The 20,860-nt window shown below is 58.4% G+C and carries 17 protein-coding genes and 3 tRNA genes; 8 read left to right on the top strand and 12 right to left on the bottom strand.

Annotation, left to right across the window (positions count from 1 at the left end):
- Nucleotides 1–31: 31 nt before the first annotated feature.
- Complete coding sequence (locus tag HMCN_RS0112755; protein ID WP_025917760.1) at nt 32–1,135, bottom strand: serine hydrolase; 1,104 nt, start codon at nt 1,133–1,135, stop codon at nt 32–34.
- A gap of 95 nt (nt 1,136–1,230) precedes the next feature.
- On the opposite strand from HMCN_RS0112755, the gene HMCN_RS19375 reads away from it, so the two are divergent.
- A complete protein-coding gene (locus HMCN_RS19375) occupies nt 1,231–1,386 on the top strand; it encodes a hypothetical protein (protein ID WP_155837564.1) in 156 nt (51 codons plus the stop codon).
- Between the two features lie 741 nt (nt 1,387–2,127).
- On the opposite strand, the gene HMCN_RS0112745 is transcribed toward HMCN_RS19375, so the two are convergent.
- The 3 genes from HMCN_RS0112745 to HMCN_RS0112735 all read right to left on the bottom strand — a co-directional run bounded on the left by HMCN_RS0112745 (nt 2,128) and on the right by HMCN_RS0112735 (nt 2,608).
- Nucleotides 2,128–2,204, bottom strand: a tRNA-Arg gene (locus HMCN_RS0112745).
- A gap of 173 nt (nt 2,205–2,377) precedes the next feature.
- Nucleotides 2,378–2,470, bottom strand: a tRNA-Leu gene (locus HMCN_RS0112740).
- Between the two features lie 64 nt (nt 2,471–2,534).
- Nucleotides 2,535–2,608 (bottom strand) — tRNA-Cys (locus HMCN_RS0112735).
- A gap of 264 nt (nt 2,609–2,872) precedes the next feature.
- On the opposite strand from HMCN_RS0112735, the gene HMCN_RS0112730 reads away from it, so the two are divergent.
- Nucleotides 2,873–3,175: an antibiotic biosynthesis monooxygenase gene (locus HMCN_RS0112730; RefSeq protein ID WP_025917758.1), complete on the top strand. Its 303-nt coding sequence runs from the start codon at nt 2,873–2,875 to the stop codon at nt 3,173–3,175.
- 132 nt (nt 3,176–3,307) lie between these two features.
- Here HMCN_RS0112730 and HMCN_RS0112725 read toward each other — a convergent pair whose 3' ends face one another.
- Nucleotides 3,308–3,934 carry a MarC family protein gene (locus tag HMCN_RS0112725; protein WP_025917757.1) on the bottom strand — a complete coding sequence of 209 codons (627 nt, stop codon included), beginning with the start codon at nt 3,932–3,934 and terminating at the stop codon, nt 3,308–3,310.
- Between the two features lie 588 nt (nt 3,935–4,522).
- A complete protein-coding gene (otnI, locus tag HMCN_RS0112720; protein ID WP_025917756.1) occupies nt 4,523–5,320 on the bottom strand; it encodes a 2-oxo-tetronate isomerase in 798 nt (265 codons plus the stop codon).
- A gap of 196 nt (nt 5,321–5,516) precedes the next feature.
- Between otnI and HMCN_RS0112715 the strand changes: the two genes are divergently transcribed.
- The 4 genes from HMCN_RS0112715 (at nt 5,517) to HMCN_RS0112700 (ending at nt 10,335) form a co-directional block, all read left to right on the top strand.
- Complete coding sequence (locus HMCN_RS0112715; RefSeq protein WP_025917755.1) at nt 5,517–6,839, top strand: ferric reductase-like transmembrane domain-containing protein; 1,323 nt, start codon at nt 5,517–5,519, stop codon at nt 6,837–6,839.
- 238 nt (nt 6,840–7,077) lie between these two features.
- Nucleotides 7,078–8,712 (top strand): GGDEF domain-containing protein, encoded by a 1,635-nt coding sequence (locus HMCN_RS0112710; RefSeq protein WP_162174147.1) that lies wholly within the window; start codon nt 7,078–7,080, stop codon nt 8,710–8,712.
- Nucleotides 8,713–9,017: 305 nt separating this feature from the next.
- Nucleotides 9,018–9,491, top strand: a complete 474-nt coding sequence (locus HMCN_RS0112705) for a YbhB/YbcL family Raf kinase inhibitor-like protein (protein ID WP_155837565.1) — start codon at nt 9,018–9,020, stop codon at nt 9,489–9,491.
- A gap of 55 nt (nt 9,492–9,546) precedes the next feature.
- Nucleotides 9,547–10,335, top strand: a complete 789-nt coding sequence (locus HMCN_RS0112700) for a Mut7-C RNAse domain-containing protein (RefSeq protein WP_025917752.1) — start codon at nt 9,547–9,549, stop codon at nt 10,333–10,335.
- Nucleotides 10,336–10,575: 240 nt separating this feature from the next.
- Here the strand turns inward: HMCN_RS0112700 and minE are convergent, their stop codons facing one another.
- From minE to HMCN_RS0112665, 6 genes are all read right to left on the bottom strand, one after another.
- A complete protein-coding gene (gene minE / locus HMCN_RS0112690; RefSeq protein ID WP_025917751.1) occupies nt 10,576–10,839 on the bottom strand; it encodes a cell division topological specificity factor MinE in 264 nt (87 codons plus the stop codon).
- A gap of 1 nt (nt 10,840) precedes the next feature.
- A complete protein-coding gene (minD, locus tag HMCN_RS0112685; protein WP_025917750.1) occupies nt 10,841–11,656 on the bottom strand; it encodes a septum site-determining protein MinD in 816 nt (271 codons plus the stop codon).
- A 38-nt stretch (nt 11,657–11,694) separates the two neighbouring features.
- Entirely contained in the window at nt 11,695–12,456 is a 762-nt protein-coding gene (gene minC, locus HMCN_RS0112680; RefSeq protein WP_025917749.1) for a septum site-determining protein MinC, read from the bottom strand.
- Nucleotides 12,457–12,766: 310 nt separating this feature from the next.
- On the bottom strand, nt 12,767–13,183 hold the full coding sequence (locus HMCN_RS0112675; protein WP_155837563.1) for a hypothetical protein: 417 nt from the start codon (nt 13,181–13,183) through the stop codon (nt 12,767–12,769).
- A gap of 160 nt (nt 13,184–13,343) precedes the next feature.
- Nucleotides 13,344–17,201, bottom strand: coding sequence for an ATP-dependent RNA helicase HrpA (gene hrpA, locus HMCN_RS0112670; protein WP_025917747.1), 3,858 nt, complete (start codon nt 17,199–17,201; stop codon nt 13,344–13,346).
- A 264-nt stretch (nt 17,202–17,465) separates the two neighbouring features.
- Entirely contained in the window at nt 17,466–18,761 is a 1,296-nt protein-coding gene (locus HMCN_RS0112665) for an acetyl-CoA hydrolase/transferase family protein (protein ID WP_025917746.1), read from the bottom strand.
- Between the two features lie 236 nt (nt 18,762–18,997).
- Between HMCN_RS0112665 and argA the strand changes: the two genes are divergently transcribed.
- Together argA and HMCN_RS0112655 are read left to right on the top strand one after the other, a co-directional pair.
- Nucleotides 18,998–20,308 carry an amino-acid N-acetyltransferase gene (gene argA, locus HMCN_RS0112660; RefSeq protein WP_025917745.1) on the top strand — a complete coding sequence of 437 codons (1,311 nt, stop codon included), beginning with the start codon at nt 18,998–19,000 and terminating at the stop codon, nt 20,306–20,308.
- Between the two features lie 57 nt (nt 20,309–20,365).
- On the top strand, nt 20,366–20,638 hold the full coding sequence (locus HMCN_RS0112655) for an oxidative damage protection protein (protein WP_025917744.1): 273 nt from the start codon (nt 20,366–20,368) through the stop codon (nt 20,636–20,638).
- Nucleotides 20,639–20,860: the final 222 nt, after the last annotated feature.

Here is a 20,860-nt window from a genome sequence, read left to right as displayed (position 1 = left end):
TCGTCGTTTTTTTTGCCATATGAACAAGCGATCAACTCTGCTTGGCAACCACATGCGTTCCCGACAAGGTTGACGGCGACGTCTGCAGCCACTTGCGAACACGCCCGGCATCCCCCAGACGCGATTGCTTGCCTTTGGAGTCGAGAAAAACCATCACCACCGGACGCCCCTCGATCTTAGCCTGCATCACCAGGCATCGGCCGGCTTCAGAGATGTAACCTGTCTTTTGCAAACCGATGTCCCACTCCGGATTCTTGACCAATCCATTGGAGGTCGAATATTGCAGCGCACGCCCGCCCGGTTCCACTATGTAACGGGTGTCGGTCGAATATTGGCGCACGATCGGATAGTTGTAGGCAGCGCTCACCAGTTTGGCCAAGTCACGCGCGCTGGCCACGTTCCGGCTCGACAGCCCGGTTGAATCGACATACACGGTATCGGTCATGCCAATCATCCGCGCTTTTTCGTTCATGCGTTTGACAAAATTCGACAAGCCGCCCGGATAGCTGCGCCCCAGCGCCGAAGCAGCCCGATTTTCCGAACTCATCAGCGCAATATGGAGCATATCGGTACGCGACAACTGAGCCCCCACCCTCAGACGGGAGCCGCTATTCCTTTCATAATCGACATCCTGACTCGTCACTTCCAGTATCTCGTTCATATCTTGCTGGGAATCAAGCACTACCAGCGCCGTCATCAATTTTGTAATGGATGCCATCGGTAATGCCACCCGCGAATTTTTGTCGAACAGAACCTCGGAAGTTGCCTGATCCATGACAAATGCAACATTCGACTTGAGATCAAGCGGGTCATGCGTGTGGTTCAATCCAGCCATGTCGCCAAACGTCGGCTTGGCCGGTATCACCTCCGCAACCGGCGCTGCCAATGCACGCTTATGTGCAGTTTTACGCTTGTGAATTGCGGCGCCATTTGTGTTTTTTCTTTTATGGTCGGCAATGACTCTTTTCCGCCCGCCATGGCTGGCGACGATTTTGGCTTTGGCCCCAACCGATTTATGGGCGCTGGCCTTCTTGGGCTGCGCCGCATCTGCTAAAACTTCTTTAGCCAGTGCTGCGGGTGCAGAAAACACAGCGAACACCATTGAAAAAAGCAAAGCTAATGCAGATTTAGGCATCACAAACCTCCCTATTTGGTGCAATTTTTATATATTGTTTCAGTTTAGCAAAATCGATAAAATCTGCAAGAAAATTAATTAGTTAGCGCATAACCTTGAACAGAATTCTCAATATTGTTGACAATAAACAAATCGATCCCCGCCAGCAACTGGCTCTTGAATTATTGCCCCATGAATTTGACGAAGCCTGCCACGGACTCACGCTCGGTCTACACGGTGTTTTCAACTTTGCCCATGCAACGTTGGTATGAGTTCGCGTGATTTCCAAAAACAGGCGATCCTTGGTGGCACTAGCCGGCACATATTTAGTGGGCGCCATGTTCTCGGGAATAAGCAAGAATAATAGAAAGATAGCGCCAATCGACAAGGTCCGAACTAACCACAACAGATCAACAATGTACTGCGGCATCCATTGTACAGCGATCAAAGCAGACTTCGCATGGTTGAAACCATGACGCTGCCAACCCAGATTAGCGGCTATCCGTCTACGATATGTGCGGTTTGTATGCGCTCCTTGATGTCCAAACCATTCGTCCCAAGAAGCATGATCGATCAGGGCACTTCACGGCGGCACGGCAAAGCGATGGGCAGCGCACGCCCCGACTGTTTATTCAATCAATGTATGCCAACGGGTACGCGATTAACCCGGCACTCCAGAAAATTCGGGATGTCAACACCGACCAACACTGGAAATGCGGTATCACCCACCAGGATTTTTCGTCCAGTGTGTGCAAAATGTACAACTTGCAAGTAGATGTAAAAAACAGGGTAGTCGGGGCGTGGCATGGATAGAGTGGCTATGTCCCTTATCCAACTCCTGCTAAATGTTGGATTTAGCCCGCAGCCGCAAGGTTCGCGGGTTTTTTTATGTGTGCCGATGGAAAGCCTACACGCTGCGGAAAATCCTACATAGCCGCCACATGACACAAGAATGCAAGCCTGAAATAAAAATCGCTGCAGACACAATCTTGTAACAATTTGATTTTATTTTTTGGTGTGGCAGGAGGGAATCGAACCCACGACCTACGGCTTAGAAGGCCGTTGCTCTATCCAACTGAGCTACTGCCACGATATGCGATGAACCTGCAACGAGTGCGCTCGAGAGATGCCCTGCGTTCAGCAGAGACTGGAAGATGAATCAGGCATTTTTTCAAAACAAAAAACTAAAGACGCAGCTAGTCGTTAAATGAAGCACAACGAAAGCCACTGACGCCCTACAAGTTGGAACGACTGAAGCGAATTTGGTGCCCGGAGCCGGAATCGAACCGGCACGCCCCTTTTCAGGTAAGCGGCGGATTTTAAGTCCGATGTGTCTACCAGTTTCACCACCCGGGCATGCAACCGCTATAAACAACTTGCTTAGAAAAAAAGCGCCTTCGGCGCTCTCTCTTTTTGATTCTGGAGGCGGGGACCGGAATCGAACCGGTCTAAACGGCTTTGCAGGCCGCTGCATAACCTCTTTGCTACCCCGCCATTCACTTTCAATTATCGCCGTCATACCGGACCGCGCTGAATTGTAACAGCAATTGAAAATCCAATTACAATATTTTTATCTTGGCATCAGCCGAAACTGACAGCCTAGGGCCAAACATCGAAGGCGGAATTATACTCGTTTTATCCATAATTCCAACATATTTGATTTGGCTTTATCATAGCAGCTATCCGCCCCCGACGACTGCGCTGCAAAAGCGTGTTGCGCTATGCAGTAACTCCCCCACCATATGAAATGGACAAAACATGATTCTCGAACTGGCTGATATCCGCATACAACCAGGCAAACAAACCGATTTCGATACAGCAATTCAACGCGGTATCGACCAGGTGATTTCAAAAGCAAAAGGCTTTAACGGATATAAAATAAACAGAGGAATCGAATCTCCGGAACGCTATGTACTGATGATTTTCTGGGACACTTTGGAAAATCATACGGTGGATTTCCGTGAATCAAATGCATTTCAAGAGTGGCGCAGCATTGTTGGCCCCTATTTCGCATCGCCGCCGGTAGTGGAGCATTTTAATTTGCTCAACAAATCCGAATAAGACAACACTCTGCCTGTCCCGCCTCAAGTCAAAGCACAGGCTACTGGTTTTTAAGCATGCTAAGTATGCAAAAAAACCGCATTTCGATATGAATGCGGTTTTTCGACTCAACAACGAGCTGCACCACCAATTTCAGTTCCCCGCAGAGCCCAAAAATAATGCTTTAATTCCAGCTGCCATCATTTCAACGGCAATTGCCGCCAACAGGAATCCAGACAAGCGTTCAATCACGCTGAGTGTTGTCTCCGACAGCCAATCGCCACCACGGCTGGCCAAACGAAAGCAGAGCCAGGTAGCGGTACCGACCAATACCGGCGGCGCAATGATGTGCAAAAGATCGCCCATGTGGTTAATTTTCGATGTCGCCATCACATAAGAAAGCGCTGCAGGACCGGCAAGCAATGGAATCGCAAGAGGAACGATCGAAGGGCTGGCAGCAGCCTTGGCGGACTCCGCAGGGGTATATTTGATTGATTCTTCCTTGGCAATTACCATTGCCAAGGCGACGACAAAAACAATGGCGCCGCCGCCCACCTGCATGGCCGCCAGAGATACCCCCATTAAGGAAAGAAAGTGCAGCCCGAACAAGCCGCCGACAAGAAGCGCGAAGCCGACGGTCAACCCCAGATGGCCGCTGAATTTTTTCTTACCCGCCAAATCCAGATTGGTGGTGGCAGAAATGAATAAGGGTACGGCCAATAGCGGATCCACCAAGGCAAGCAGCGTCAAGGTTTTCTTGAGTGTAAGTGCAAAATCCATATCGATTAGCGAACTTTCAATTTTAACGACGACACACTTCGGGTCTGAGGTCGGACATCCACGACTGATTACCTGTCGCGGACGTCTCGGACATCCGAAGCGAACTGGCCAGCGACGCAATGTAGAGCGCGCTTCACCTGCTTCGACCTGCAACGACAAATAAAGGATATGCCGAAAGCAGATAAGAACGCAAACCAATCCAATAGGAGACGGGGTTATCTGCTTCCGATGCGTCAGGCCAGCATGTTGCTTTCTACTCCTGCCAGATTTGCAGCCGCCCGCTGCGCTCATGCTGGATAAATAAAAAAAAGCCCGCAGACCTTGCGGCGCGGGCTAAATCCAATCTTTTTACGGAGTTGGAGGAGACAGAAACACTATACCGCATCGCAGCATATATCACTAATTTATTATTAAAATACTAGATATTCATATAATAGATAATGCAGTCTCGCGAGATTTACTCCCGCGAGATTCCGGCATCGATTGCAGTCGTATCCTGTCGTATCCTTCAGCTTCTGCACCTCAATATTCGAGCGCATGTCGAGTACGTCGTGCGTCTTGCATAGCGGCAGACGACAAAATCAAACTTCAAAGCCACGGCTGCAGCCAGGCCAACCCGGCCGAGGTGCCCGCGCGCGGCCGGTATTCGCAGCCGATCCAGCCGGAATAGCCGAGACTGTCGATCAGCGCGAACAAATACGGGTAATTGATCTCGCCCACATCCGGCTCGTGCCGCTCGGGCACGCCGGCGATCTGGAGATGGCCGATGCCGCCAGCGCCGCCCGGCTGGCGGGCCATGTCGCGCTGCAGCTTGACTGCCAAATCGCCTTCCGTGATCTGGCAGTGGTACAGGTCGAACTGCACCTGCAGGTTGTCGGCCGCCACCTCGGCGCAAATCGCCTGCGCCTCATCCTGCCGGTTCAGGAAAAAACCCGGCATATCGCGCGTATTGATCGGCTCGATCGTCACGGTCACGCCGTGCGCCGCCGCCAAGCGTGCCGCATACGCCAGATTTTCCAGATACACCGCACGGTGGCGGGCACGATCCTGCTCTGGCCGAATCAGGCCGGCCATCACGTGCAATTTCTTATTCCCCAGCAGCCGCGCAGTGTCGAGCGCAATGTCAATCGAACGCTTGAAGTCCTCTTCGCGCCCCGGCAGCGACGCCAGGCCGCGCTCGCCGCCGGCCCAGTCGCCGGGCGGCGCGTTGAACAACGCTTGCTCCAGACCGTTATCGGCCAGCAACTGGCGCAGGGTTTCGGCCGGATATTCGTACGGAAACAGGAATTCCACCGCCTTGAAGCCGTCCCGCGCCGCCGCCGCAAAGCGATCGACGAACGCATGTTCGGTGTACATCATGGAAAGATTGGCGGCGAAGCGGAGCATGGTGAATCCTGTAAAGACATCTGAGATCCATCGATGATAACGACCTGCGACACTTAGGACAATCCTGAACCCAGCATGAACGAGCGCTTCAGAGCAGGTTCAGGCATCGTTGCGCAGAATGCAGCCACGATCAGCGCAACGACGGCTCCGGGTTCGCAGCGCGAACCGATTCTCCACTTGCTCAGGCTCAAAACTCATGAAAACCATTCTTGCCGGCCTGCTGGCCATCGTCACCCTCGGCTGGGGCTGGGACCTGCTGTACGGCCCCGGCCCTTCCGGCAGCTCCGTGCTCTGGACCATGCGCCAGCAAGGCTTGTACCTGACCGGACTATATTCGATTGCACTGATGTCGCTATCGATGCTGCTGGCCACGCGGCCGGCCTGGCTGGAGCGACCGCTGGGCGGCATGGACCGCGTCTACCGGCTGCACAAATGGTCTGGCATTCTCGCCATCGGCTTTGCCGCGGCCCACTGGCTGCTCGAAATGTCGGACGATGTGCTCAAGGCCACCATCGGCCGCGCCGGCCGCTTGCCGAAGGAACATTACAGCGCCTGGTTCGATGCGCTGCGCCATTTCGGCAAGGACATGGGCGAATGGGCGATCTACGCGGCGCTGGCGATGCTGGTGCTGACGCTGTGGAAACGCTTCCCGTATCAAATCTGGCGCACTCTGCACCGGATCATGCCAGCCATCTACCTGACGCTGGCCTTTCACGCCGCCGTGCTGGCGCCGCCCGGCTACTGGCTGCAGCCGGTCGGCCTGCTGCTGGCGCTATTACTCACGGCCGGCGCGATTTCCAGCGCACTGTCGCTGACCGGACGCATCGGCCAGCGCCGGCAGGTAAGCGGAACCGTAGTCTCGGTCTGCAATAGTTTCACCGACATCACCGCAGTCCAATGCCGCCTCGCCCCCGGCTGGAAGGGGCATCGCCCCGGCCAGTTCGCCTTCGTCACCTTTAACCGCAGCGAAGGCGCGCATCCGTTCACGATTGCCAGCGCCGACCGCGGCGACCGCAACATCACGCTCCAGATCAAGGGCCTGGGCGACTATACCCGTGGCCTGGCGCAGCGGCTGCAACCCGGCCAGGCAGTCAGTGTCGAAGGGCCGTACGGACGGTTCGACCTGGCGCGCCGCAACCCGCAGGCACAGCAGATATGGATCGCCGGCGGCATCGGCATCACGCCCTTCCTGGCCTGGCTGGAATCGCTGCAAGACCAGTCGGACGCAGCGCCGGCGGCCGACCTGCACTACTGCACGCGCGACCGCGCCAGCGACAGCATGATCCCGAAACTGGAAGCGCTCTGCGCCGCCCTGCCCGGCATCCGCCTGCATGTACATGACGCCCGGCAGGGGCAACTGCTGACCTCCGAAAAACTCCACGCGTTGCATGCCGGCGCAAAACGTGCCGAAGTCTGGTTCTGCGGCCCGCAGGGGCTGGCAGATAGCATCAAGGAAGGTTTGCAACGCACCTTCCGAAGCCGGCTGCGGTTTCATCAAGAAGCCTTCGAAATGCGGTGAAGTACGGCGGCTGGCGCAAAATGCCCAGTGCACCAGCCGCAAACGCAAGCAAGCGCCATAGAGCGCACCGTCACGCATTCATCATTACCAAACCCTGTATTTTTCATACCCGCAATAAAAACATGCATGAAATAGCGTTATTTTTATGCATACCCCATGTAATTGTGCAATCAAACGGAATTGACCGATGCTGCGGGCTGATTTTCGGTATCATTGTTTCATGTCAATTTTTCACAGCATGAAGTTCCGTCTGATCGCACTCGGCGTATTGCTGATCGTGGGCGGCGTCTTGTTGCGCCTGCTGGTTGCGCTGCCGTTTGCGCAAGGGCTCTTGCATGACTTGGTGGCGGCGCAGCAATTGTCGATTGCAACTTATGTTGCGCGCGACATCGATCACAGCATCCAAGTGCGCCGGGCGCTGATCGGCGAACTGGCAGCAGCGCTGCCGCCGGCGCTGCTGTCGCAGCCCGAGAAACTGGCGCTTTGGGTTGCCGAACGGCAGCGCGTGAATCCCTTGTTTAACAGCGGCCTGCTGGTGCTGCGACCGGACGGCAGCCACCCGCTGGTGCAATATCCGGTGGTGGCCGGGCGCAACAAACTGACCTATACAGATTCCGACTGGTTCCAGGCCGCACTGCGGGCCGATGCGCCGGTAATGAGCAGGCCGCAGCGCGGCCGCGCCAACGGCGCGCCGATCCTGATCATGGCGGCGCCGGTACGCAATGCCGCCAGAGAGGTGGTGGCTGTAGTAGTGGGAGTAGTCGCACTGGATGCGCCCGGCTTTCTCGATCGATTGCAAACGACCCGGCTCGGCGCCGGCGGCGGCTTCCTTCTGATTTCACCGGCCGACAAACTGTTCGTCGGTGCCAGCGACCCGGCCATGATATTCAGGCCGACCCCGGCCCCCGGCCTGAATCTGCTGCACGATCGGGCCATGGCCGGCTTTCGCGGCACCGGCATCACACGCACTCCCAAAGGCGTCGAGGAATTGTCGGCCATGGTGACGGTGCCCAGCACCGGCTGGTTTGTCGTCGCGCGCACGCCTACTGCGGAGATATTCCGTCCGATTGCAGCGATGCGCGGTCTTATCCTGAATGGCACCCTGGCGAGTCTGGCCGTAATGATTGCGGTATTGCTGCTGCTGTTGCCGCACATATTACGCCCGTTGACGGCGGCGGCACGCTCGATGCGCGAGATGGCCGATGGCAGTCGCCCACTGGTGCCGCTGCCGGTCAAGTGCCGCGACGAGGTCGGCGACCTGGTGCGCGGCTTTAATTCCCTGATAGCGCGGCTGCACGAAAAGGAAACCGCACTCAAGGCCAGCGAGGCGCGGCTGGACTTCATGGCGCATCATGACCCGCTCACCGGCTTATGCAACCGCGCCATGCTGGACGATCGCCTGCACCAGGCGCTGGCGCGTGCCGAACGCGACGGTTCGCATTTCGCCCTGCTGTTTTGCGATCTCGATAATTTCAAGCCGGTCAACGATCAGTTCGGGCACAAGGCCGGCGACGCCGTCCTGCGCCAGGTCGCCGCGCGCTTGCTGGACGGGCGGCGCGGCACCGATACCGTGGCGCGTTTTGGCGGCGACGAGTTTGTCGTCCTGCTGACCGATCTCCACGATGTCCGTAGCGTGGCGGTTAGCGTCGCGCAGCAATTGCTGGCGGCGATCGGTGCACCGTTTGAGATCGACGGCAAAACATTTACGCTCGGCGTCTCGATCGGCATTGCGCCGCATGAAGGCGCCAGCATTTCAGCTGCACAACTGATGTCGCAGGCCGATTGCGCCATGTATGAAGCCAAACGGGCCGGCAAAAACAAGGTTCAGGTTTTCGACCGGGAGTCGGAACCCTTGAACATGCAACGTGCGTAAGGTGCCCGACTCCCGGGCCGCTGCGGCAAACGAACATGGCAGCAATCGCGCAGCAAGTTCCTGATAACGTCTTCATCGCAGACTCCCGGTTGTTAGCACGCGTTTGGCTTCCATCTGCATCACGGATTTCTTCCTGGGCCGGGTTACAACAGAAAATTTGATGCTCCTCAAGGAAATCCAACCCTTGTGGGCGACAATCATCGTGACTGCCTCTGATTGGGGGAGATATGCAGCGTGTGCGCTCCATCCTGCTGGCAGCGCTGCTGCTGATCACGGGAATGGCTCCGGCAAAGGATCAAAATGCGATGGGACTGACCTTGACTTCACCGGCCTTCAGCGCCGGCGGCGATATTCCGGTGATCCATACCTGCGACGGCAGCGACGTTTCGCCGCCGCTGTCGTGGTCGGGCCTGCCGCCCGGCACGAAAAGTCTGGCCCTGATCGTCGACGATCCCGATGCGCCCGATCCGGCCGCGCCGCAGAGAACCTGGGTGCACTGGGTTCTGTATAACATTCCGCCGAACGCATCCGGCCTGGCGCAAGGAGTGGCGCCGCACGCATTGCCGGCAGGAGCGCGCGAAGGCTTGAACGACTGGCAGCGCAGCGGCTACGGCGGTCCCTGCCCGCCAATCGGCAGCCATCGCTACTTTCACAAGCTGTACGCGCTGGATACCATTCTGCCCGGGAGCGGCAAGCCGACCAAGCGCGCACTGGAAAGCGCAATGCGGGGGCACGTCATCGCACAAACCGAACTGATCGGCCTGTACCGGCGCAAATAAGCATGGCCGAAGTGCGCGGCATGCTGGACGGAAATATCCAGCGGAAAGCAAGATCATGGCGACCGCCCAGTTTCGTTTTTACGCAGAACTCAATGCGTTTCTGAAGCAGCCTTGCCGTCAGCAATGGTGCCGCCGCGCATGCCCGAAGGGTGCAACGGTAAAGAACATGGTGGAAGCGTTCGGCGTGCCGCATACGGAAATCGACCTGATTCTGATTAATGGGGAATCGGTCGGTTTTTCTCACCAATTGCAGGAAGGCGAACGGATCAGCGTTTATCCGCACTTTTCCTCACTCGACATCAGCGCACTCACGCACTTGCCGCTGCGGCCTTTCCGTGGCGAGAAATTCATCGCCGATGCCCATTTGGGCTGGCTCGCGAAGCATTTGCGGATGCTGGGCTTCGACGTTTTGTACCGCAACAGTTACAGCGATGCGGAAGTTGCCCGCATCGCAGCAGACGAAGAACGCATCGTGCTGACCCGCGACCGCGACCTTCTGATGCATAAGGCGATTGTGCGCGGCTGCTATCTGCATGCAGTTACAGGCAGCGCGCAGAGGGACGAAGTGCTGGCGCGTTTCGACCTGCTGGGCGCGATGCGGCCATTTTGCCGCTGCCTGAACTGCAATACCCTGATTCGCGAGGTGGATAAAAAGACCGTGGCGCATCGGGTGCCGCTACGCATTCGACAGCGCCATGAGCGCTTTTGGGAGTGCGGAAAATGCGGGCAAGTCTATTGGAGCGGCTCCCACGTGGTTCGCATGGAGAGTCAGATCAGGCAGATTCTGGACAACGCGGAACTGGCGCGAAAGTTAGCACTGAGAAACCAGAGCCTGCCGCAATAACCTCGCATCGAGGCTGCCAAGCGTCAATAAAAACAATGGGTATATTGATTTTTACTATTGTTTTCGCATACCTTTACTGCGTCATGTAAAAATACAACGCACAGTATAAATTAAATCATTGCTGGCGCAAAAAACAACGCCGCTTCACGTCCGATGCGTGAAGCGGCGTTGCCAGGCATTTTCAGTAAAACATATGCTTTTTCGGCCTTCGCCGGGCTGCTGCTGCGGCAATGCTGCAAATTACCGGCTCATTTGCGCATCCGGCAGCACAACATTCACATCCAGCACTTCCATGTCGCCCTGGCGGTCGAGTGAAATCTGGATGTCCTCCGCATTGACTCTGGTGTATTTGGAGATAACCTCGATCAGCTCTTTGTGCAGCGCCGGCAGGAAATCGTAGCCGTCGCGGCCGCTGCGTTCGCGGGCGATGATGATCTGCAGCCGTTCCTTGGCGGCAGACGCGCTTTTCGGTTTCTCCTTGAACAAAAATGAGAGCAGCGCCATGTCACTTGCCTCCAAAGATGCGTTTGAATATCCCCGGCTTTTCGTAGGTGGTGAAGCGCAGCGGCACTTCCTCGCCCAGAAAGCGCGATACCAGGTCTTCGTAGGCGTCGGCCACGTCGCTGCCCTTCAGGTGGATCGCCGGATTGCCCTGGTTCGATGCATGCAGCACCGATTCCGACTCCGGAATGATGCCCACCAGCGGAATGCGCAGGATTTCCTGTACATCGCCGTAAGACAGCATTTCGCCGGCCTCGACCCGCTTGGGCGAGTAGCGGGTGATCAGCAGATGTTCCTTGACCGGCTCGCCGCCATCCAGCGCGCGGCGCGATTTGGCCTGAATGATGCCCAGAATCCGGTCCGAATCCCGCACCGACGACACTTCGGGATTGGTGACCACGATGGCTTCATCGGCAAAGGTCAGCGCCATCAGCGCGCCGTGCTCGATGCCGGCCGGCGAATCGCAGATGATGTAATCGAAATCCATTTTTGCCAGATCCTGCAGCACCCGCTCGACACCCTCTTCCGACAGCGCATCCTTGTCGCGCGTCTGCGAGGCCGGCAGGATGAACAGGTTGTCGCAATGCTTGTCCTTGATCAGCGCCTGGTTCAGCGTCGCCTCCTGGTTGATGACATTGATCAGGTCGTACACCACGCGCCGCTCGCAGCCCATGATCAGGTCGAGGTTGCGCAGGCCGACATCGAAATCCAATACTGCGGTCTTGTGACCGCGCATTGCAAGGCCGGAAGAAAAACTGGCGCTGGAGGTGGTCTTGCCGACACCGCCCTTGCCGGAGGTCACAACAATGATTTTTGCCACAAAAAGACTCCTTCAAAATACGAAATTTGGAATACGGGTCAGGAACGCGACGCCGGATTGAGCGCAACGATCTCGATTTTGTCGCCGACCAGTCGCACTTGCGCGGGGTGCTGCCCCAAGTCTTGGGGGAAACCGTTTTCAAAAGTACGGTAGATGCCGGCAATCGACACCAGTTCGGGCTCCATCACCATGGCAAAAATCCTGGCATCGGGATTGCCGCTGGCGCCGGCCAGCGCGCGACCGCGCAACGGCGCATAGATATGGATGCTGCCGTCTGCAATCACTTCGGCGCCGTTGTTGACTACTGCGGTAATGATCAGATCGGCGCCGCGCGCATAAATGCGCTGGCCGGCGCGCACCGGCGTATCGACGATCATGGCTGCCATTGCCGCTGTCGGCGCGACCGGCGCTTCCGGCTTTGCTGGTTCTGCCATCATTTCGATAGCTGGCGCGCTTGCCACGGCCCCGGCGCGCGGCGTGGTCACCGCATCGATGCTCATGCCATGCGCCTTGATGTCGCTGTGCAATTCGGCCGGGGCATTGCGCACCGCCATCGGATTCAGGTGATGCGATTTCAGCAAGTCGGTCAGAGCTGCCCAGTCCAGTGCCGCAGCGGCCGGATCGAGTGCGCCGACATCGATCACGGCAATTTCATCGTCGAAAAAATCCGGCGCACCGCCGGTCATCTCATCCAGCGCCGCCGCCAGCACCGGCAGTTCTGCAATGTGCAGAATGACTGAGACCGCAACCACGGTGGATATCTTGATTTCAATCGGCTTCTTGGTTTTGCTATTTTGCATAAAAACGAAAATATTATTATCATTAAAGCAATAAAATCCCATGGATATCGGGCCATGAGGCTTTATCGCAATACACAGGGAATTCGATACGTGGTTATCCGGCAAATACGAAACGTGCTTCAAGCGCTGTGCCTGACGACAATATAACGATGAAACCCCGATTTGGATAGCCAGATGACCGCAAAAGCGCCTGATCTGCCAGCTTTCTGCAGATCAGACATGAAATCGGCTCCGGGGCACGGCTGGAGATTGGGCTACAAGGGGACAGCTGCGGGCTCAAGCGTCGGCGCGTCCTTTTCCGGCCACGCCCTTATCCCTCGATCAGAACCGAACACAGCATCGAATGGAAAGTACGAATTTTATGCGCAAGGTGATAACTGGCCGTTCCCATATATTCCCTGGATATGGCGCGCACCACCCACTTCGAAATCCACTCGATCACATTTTTCGTTTCCTGATGACTGAATCGTTCGCAATCGGTGCAGAATTTTTCCAGCTGCGCGTATTCGCGGGCGATCGCTGCTGCCGCAGCCTTCAGCGCGCCTAGTGCATTGATTATTTCCTGATTGCGCGAGCGTTTCGATTCGAGCACACGGGTGGCCCGCTCCAGATAGCTTAACGCCATCCGGGCCGACAGCTGGAAACCATAATCATTCATCGATATCGTGGCAAGCCGATGCGTCTCCTCGGTGATGAAAGAGGCGATTTCGTCATGATCCTGTGGCATTTGATGCTGCATGTCCGGCATCCCAGTCGATGGTTTGCGTCAGCGGCAACATGCGTCGCCGCGCCATTTGCGTCTCTTTTCAGGCAGAAAAATTAGACTGGCAATCGCCGAATTAGTTTTATCGGCTTGCGGGCCGCGCAGCACGCCCGCAGCACGCCATTCAACGCTGCATCGCCTCCCATACCTTCTGCAGCCGCTTGGCCGACACCGGCATCGGCGTGCGCAGCTCCTGCGCATACAGCGAAACCCGCAACTCCTCCAGCAGCCAGCGGAATTCGGTCATTTTCGGATCATCGCGCCGCTCTTTCAGCGCGCGCTGCCAGGGCGCAGCCACTGCATTCCACTCCGCCATCAGCTTGGCGTCGCGGGCCGGATCGGCGCGCAGCTTGTCGAGCCGCACATTGATGGCCTTCAGGTAACGCGGGAAATGCGCCAGTTGCGCATACGCGGTGTCGGCCAGGAAGCGCTTGCCGATCAGGTTCTGTAACTGCGCCTGGATGTCGGCTGCGGCCGCCGCGTGGGCCTTGATGCCTTGCAGCTTCTTCGGCAGGCCGTGGAATTCAGCCAGAATCTGCCCCACCAGGCGCGCGATTTCGTTGGCCAGCAAGCCCAGGCGGGTCTTGCCGGCGTCGCGGCGCTGCTCGAACTCGGCCGCGCTGGCCGGCAGCGGCTCCTGCAGACAGGCGATGTCGAGCGCGGTCTGGATGATCTGGTCGCGCAACTCTTCCTGCGAACCGAGCGCCATGAACTGCATGCCCATCTGCTGCATGCCGGGAATATTCTTTTCCAGATACTTGACCTGCTCCTTCAACTGCAGAGCAAACAGCCGGCGCAGACCGATGCGGTGGGTGCGCGCGGCCACCGCCGGATCGTCGAACACTTCCAGCGTGCAATGGGTCTTCTGGTCGACCAGCGCCGGAAAACCGATCAGGGTTTGCTTGCCCTGCTGCACTTCCAGCAGTTCCGGCAGCGCGCCGAAGGTCCAGCCGGTCAGGTTTTCCTGCTGCTGCGTGCCGGCGCTTGTTCCGGCGGCCGGCTTCGATGGCGCCGGCTTGCTGCCTATGCCGTCGCGTCGCGCCGGCGTTGCACCGGGCGTGCTGTCGCCGGACGCCGCCACCGCCTGCACCGCCAGCTTCTGGAAGCTCTCGCGGGCCTGGCCGCCGAATTCGGCCCGCAGCGCAGCCAGGTTGCGGCCCATGTCGAGTTGGCGGCCGTGCTCGTCAATCACCTTGATGTTCATGGTGTGGTGGGTCGGCAGGGTTTCCTGCTTGAAATCGGTGCTCAAAGGCACCAGCCCGACCTGCTCGCGGATGTCGGCGATCAGCGCATCGATCAGATTGCCCTTGCCGAACTCGGCCCGCTCGCAAAAACCGGCCGCATAGCCTGGCAGCGGCACGCAGTGACGGCGCAGCTTCTGCGGCAGGGATTTCAGCAGCAGATGGACTTTTTCCTTCAGCATGCCGGGCACCAGCCAGTCGCAGCGATCGGCGCTGAGCTGGTTCAGCGCATACAGAGGCACCGCCAGGGTGACGCCGTCGCGCGGGCTGCCGGGCTCGAAGTGATAGGTCAGCAGCATGTCGGCGCCGGCCACCGTCATCTTCTTCGGGAACAGGTCGGTGGTGACGCCGGCCGCCTCGTGCCGCATCAGGTCGTCCTTGTTCAGGTACAGCAGCTTCGGATTCTGGGCGGTGGCGTCCTTGTGCCATTTTTCGAAGCTGATGCCGTTGCAGACGTCGGCCGGCAGGATCTGGTCGTAGAAGGCGGCGATCAGCGCCTCATCGACCAGCACGTCGACCCGGCGCGACTTGTGCTCCAGGTTTTCGATTTCGCGCACCAGCTTGTGGTTGAAGGCGAAAAACGGTGCGCGGGTGTCGAATTCGCCGCCGACCAGCGCATCGCGGATGAAGATTTCGCGCGCCTCTTTCGGATTGATCAGCGCATAGTTGATGCTGCGCTGGCTGTACACCACCAGCCCGTACAGGGTCGCGCGCTCGGAGGCCGCGACCTGCGCGCTGCGCTTTTCCCAGCGCGGCTCGCCCCAGGATTTCTTCAGCAAATGGCCGCCGACGCGCTCCAGCCATTCCGGCTGGATCTGCGCGATGCAGCGCGCATACAGGCGCGTGGTGTCGACCAGTTCGGCCGCCATCACCCAGCGCCCCGGCTTCTTGACCAGGCTGGAACCGGGCCAGATATGGAACTTGATGCCGCGCGCGCCGAGAAAATGCGGCTCGTCCTCGGCCTTGAAGCCGATGTTGCCCAACAAGCCGGTCAGCAGCGCGCTGTGCAGGTTCTCGTAGGTGGCCGGCGCTTCATTCAGGCGCCAGCCCTGCTCGCGCACGATGGTCAGCAACTGCGAGTGGACGTCGCGCCATTCGCGCAGGCGCAGCTGCGACAGGAAATTGGCGCGGCAGTTGTCCTGCAGCTGGCGGTTGGTCTTCTTGTGCTCGATCGCTTCTTCGAACCATTTCCAGATTTTCAGGTAGCTCTGGAACTCCGATTTCTCGTCGGCGAATTTCTTGTGGGCGGCGTCGGCGGCCGCCTGCGCCTCCAGCGGCCGGTCGCGCGGGTCCTGCACCGACAGCGCCGACGCGATGATCAGCATTTCGGTCAGGCAGACGTTATCCAGCGCGGCCAGGATCATGCGCCCGACGCGCGGATCGAGCGGCAGCTTGGCCAGCTTGTGGCCGAGCGGCGTCAACGCATTGGCATCCGCCTGTGTGTCGCCTACCGCACCCAGTTCCTGCAGCAACTGGTAGCCGTCGGCAATCGCCCGCCCCGGCGGCGGCTCGATGAACGGAAAGGTTTCGACATCGGCCAGGTGCAAGGACTTCATGCGCAGGATGACCGCCGCCAGCGACGAGCGCAGGATTTCAGGCTCGGTGAACTTCGGCCGCAGCGCATAGTCCTGCTCGTCATACAGCCGCACGCAGACGCCGGCGGCGACCCGGCCGCAACGCCCGGCGCGCTGGTTGGCGGCCGATTGCGCAATCGGCTCGATCTGCAGCTGCTCGACCTTGTTGCGATAGCTGTAGCGTTTCACTCGCGCCAGGCCGGCATCCACCACGTAGCGGATGCCGGGCACGGTCAGCGAGGTTTCGGCCACGTTGGTGGCCAGCACGATGCGGCGCGCGCTCGAGGTCTTGAAAACCCGTTCCTGCTCCTGCGCCGACAGGCGGGCGAACAGCGGCAATATCTCGACATGCGCCGGATGATGCTTGCGCAGCGCTTCGGCGGTGTCGCGGATCTCGCGTTCGCCCGGCAAAAACACCAGCACGTCGCCGGAGCCGATGCGGCACAGCTCATCGACCGCATCGGTGATCGCCGTCATCAGGTCGCGCTCCTTGTCCTTGCCGTCGGCCTGCACCGGGCGGTAACGCAGCTCGACCGGATACAGCCGGCCCGAGACTTCGATCACCGGCGCCGGTTTCGCCTCGCTGCCGAAATGGCGCGCGAAACGGTCGGCATCGATGGTGGCGGAGGTGATGATCAGTTTCAGATCCGGCCGCCGCGGCAGCAACTGCTTCAGGTAGCCGAGCAGGAAATCGATGTTCAGACTGCGTTCGTGCGCTTCGTCGATGATGATGGTGTCGTACTGGCGCAGCAGCGGATCGGTCTGGGTCTCGGCCAGCAGGATGCCGTCGGTCATCAGCTTGACCGACGCGCCCTTAGTCAACGTATCGGAAAAACGCACCTTGTAGCCGACATGCTCACCCAGCGGCGAGCCGATCTCCTGCGCGATGCGCTTGGCGGTGGAGGACGCGGCGATGCGGCGCGGCTGGGTGTGACCGATCAGCCCAAGCTGGCCGCGCCCCAGTTCCAGGCAGATTTTCGGCAGCTGCGTGGTCTTGCCGGAGCCGGTTTCGCCGCAGACGATGACGACCTGATGCGCCAATATGGCAGCGGCGATAGCGGCGCGCTTGCCGGACACCGGCAACTCTTCCGGAAAAACGATCGGCGGCAGCAGATTGCGAAATGGTGTCTGCGCAGGCGATGCCTGCTGGCGACGTGGGTTGGACATGGGTACTGAAAACGATAAGTGAGGTGTTTGCCGGATTTGCAGCGCTTCGGCGTAATCCGTCGTGCTTGCAGGGCTGCGTCGCTGAGATTATGCCTTGTCTGCAAAAACATGAAGCGCCGCCAACCGGTGCTGCATTCAAAAAAACATGGAGTATTGCCATTTTTATGGCATTTGCCGCATATGTTTATTGCGCAGGCAAAATATACCCGATAAAAATTAAAATATGCGCGATGGCTGCCGATCGCGCATCAAGCGCAATATCGGTTACAAAAGATGCATCTGCCTGGCCGCTGCAGTCAGTTCTGCGCGGAAATCCGGATGTGCAATCGCGATCATTTCCTGGGCACGCTGTTTCGCCGTCTTGCCGCGCAACTGTGCGACGCCGAATTCGGTGACGACATAATTGATGTCGTTCTTGCCGGTGGTCACATGGGTACCCGGCGTAAGCATCGGCACGACGCGCGTAATGCTGTCGTCCCTGGCGGTCGATGGCAGTACGATGAACGCCTTACCGCCGCGCGAGCGGTTGGCGGCGCGCACGAAATCGACCTGGCCGCCGCTGCCGGAATACGGCAGCGGGCCGAGGCTCTCGGACCCGCATTGCCCCAGCAGGTCAACCTGCAGCGTGGCATTGATCGCCACCAGCTTGTCATTTTTCGCGGCCAGGTAGGGATCATTGGTGAAGTCGACCGGATGGATTTCGAGCGCCGGGTTGCGATTCATGAACTGGTACAGCTTTTTCGAGCCGAGCGCAAAGGTGGCGATCATTTTCCCCCGCAAGTACGTTTTTTTGCGGTTGGTAACGACGCCGCTTTCAACCAGCGTCAGGATGCCGTCGCCGATCATCTCGGTGTGGATGCCGAGGTCGTGCTTGCTGGTAAGCTGCATCACCACCGCATCCGGGATGCCGCCATAACCGATCTGCAGCGTCGAACCGTCCTCGATCAGGTCGGCCACATACTTGCCGATCGCCTCCTGCACCGGGCCGATTTTCGGCAAACCTACTTCCAGCACCGGCTCGCTGCTCTCGATTAGCGCCGTCACTTGCGAAATATGCACATGGCAATTGCCGTAGGCGAATGGCACGTTCGGATTCACTTCGAGCACCACTGCGCGCGCACGGGCCACCGCCGCCATCGTGTAGTCGGCACCCAGGCTGAGCGAAAAATAGCCGTGCTGGTCCATCGGCGAGGCCATCGAGAACACGACGTCAGCCGCAATCTGGCCGCGTTCGATCATGCTCGGCATCTCTGAAAAATAGCTGGGAATGAAGTCGATCCAGCCTTCCTGGCCGCCGGCGCGCGAGGCGCCGCCGAAGAAAAACGCGACATGGCGCACATGATCGACCGTTTCCGGGTCGATGTAATCGTATTTGCGCACTGCCAGAATCTGCGCCACCTTGACATCATGGAAGCGGCGCCGCTGCGCCGACAGCATCGTCAGCAACGTCGGCGGCTCGCCGACCCCGGTCGGGACTATGATGCAGTCGCCGTTTTTGACCTGGTTGATCGCATCTTCTGCGGTACCCCGTTTCTTTTGATAAAGCTCCTGAACTGACATGGTGCGCGGCGTTCTCTCTGGTTGTGTGAGGATGTGCATCCTGCAGCCGGGCATTGTAGCCGAATCGGGCAGGCGTACTTCCTCGCATGGGCAACGCACACATATGGTCGCCCTGGCCTTGCCCTGCGGTGGATAAGGCGCAAGTTCGGTACGGCCTGGGCTCTATCCTCTGCAAAAAATGCATAATTTCTGCAAGCAAGTGAGCGGCCGGCCGCGGTTTCCAGGATAATGCGCGGATGGAAAATTCTCTTCAATTCGTCCAGTGGCTGCGCTCTGTCGCCCCTTACATCCATGCGTTTCGCGGCAAGACCTTCGTGGTTGCCTTCCCGGGCGAACTGGTCAAGGCCGGTGCGCTGCCGGTGCTGGCGCAGGATTTGTCGCTGCTGCATGCGCTGGGCATCAGGATCGTGATCGTGCACGGCTCGCGCCCGCAGGTGGCCGAACAGCTGGCGTTGCGCAGCGTCGAAGGCCATTTCCACAACGGCGTGCGGATCACCGACACTGCTGCGCTGGAGTGCGCGAAGGAAGCCGCCGGCGAATTGCGGCTCGACATCGAAGCCGCCTTCAGCCAGGGCTTGCCGAATACGCCGATGGCGCATGCGGCGATCAGCATCATTTCCGGCAACTTCGTGACCGCCCGCCCGCTTGGCATCGTCGATGGCGTAGACCTGCAACTGACCGGCCAAACCCGCAAGATCGCCTACGCAACCATCGACCAGATCCTGCATGCCGGCAGCCTGGTGCTGCTGTCGCCGCTGGGTTTCTCGCCGACGGGCGAAGCGTTCAACCTGACCATGGAAGATGTTGCGGTGTCCGCCGCCACCGTGCTGCGGGCCGACAAACTGATTTTCATCAGCGAGACGCCGATGATGGTCGAACCTGACGGCACTGAAATCCGCGAACTATCCTCAGCCCAGGCCGACGCGGTACTCAACGCCGGATATTTGCCGGAAGATACCGTCTTTTACTTGAAACACGCCGTCAAAGCATCCAGAAGCGGCGTTCCGCGCGTCCATATCGTGCCGTTCGAGCTCGACGGCTCGACCCTGCTGGAATTGTTTACTCATGACGGCGTGGGCACCATGGTCAGCTATGAAAACCTGGAAAGTCTGCGCGAAGCGACGATTGAAGATGTCGGCGGCATCCTGAAGCTGATCGAGCCGCTGGAAGCCGACGGCACTCTGGTCAAGCGCGGGCGCGAACTGATCGAGCGCGAAATCGATTACTTCTCGGTGATCGAGCACGATGGCGTGATTTTCGGCTGCGCTGCGCTGTATCCGTTCAAATCGGAGAAAATGGCGGAGATGGCGTGCCTGACGGTCAATCCGGAGGTGCAAGCCCAGGGCGACGGCGAGCGCCTGCTCATGCACATGGAAAAACGCGCGCGCATGGCCGGCTTCACCAAGCTGTTCGTGCTCACCACCCGTACCGCACACTGGTTCCTGAAGCGCGGCTTCATCCGGGCCGGCGTCGACGCACTGCCAAAAGATCGCCAACACATGTATAACTGGCAGCGCAAATCACTGGTCTTGATTAAAAACCTTTAAATTAACATTTTTTCAGCACCGCCATTCCCGCGAAGGATGGTCCCCAAGGAGAACACAATGGCACGTATGATTCACTGCATCAAACTCAACAAGGAAGCAGAAGGACTGGATTTCCCGCCGTATCCGGGCGAACTCGGCAAGCGGATTTACGAAAGCGTATCGAAGGAAGCCTGGGCCGGCTGGATCAAGCATCAGACCATGCTGGTCAACGAAAACCGCCTGAACCTGGCCGACCTGCGGGCGCGCAAATACCTGGCCACGCAGATGGAAAAACACTTCTTTGGCGACGGCGCCGATGCCGCCGCCGGCTACGTGCCGCCGTCAGCATAAACTCTGCAACCTGGAAAAGCCCGCCTTTGCTCCGGCGGGCTTTTTTGATTGTCGTTGCACGGCGCTTCACTGCACAGATACTGCATTATGTATTTTTATATTTCGCAGTGAAAATCGCTATACTCCAGATTTTTAGGCTATGTCGCAGTTTCCTGTTGAAAGTGTCTTTCTTTCCCCATAGCAGCACGCAGACACATGCCGGGAAGAATGTTGTGGCCGAAA

This window comes from Herminiimonas sp. CN (assembly GCF_000622895.1).
In the GTDB taxonomy this organism is placed as follows: domain Bacteria; phylum Pseudomonadota; class Gammaproteobacteria; order Burkholderiales; family Burkholderiaceae_D; genus AVCC01.
The sequence above is the reverse complement of the archived record's forward strand: the minus strand, read 5'-3'. Positions and strand labels throughout refer to the sequence as shown.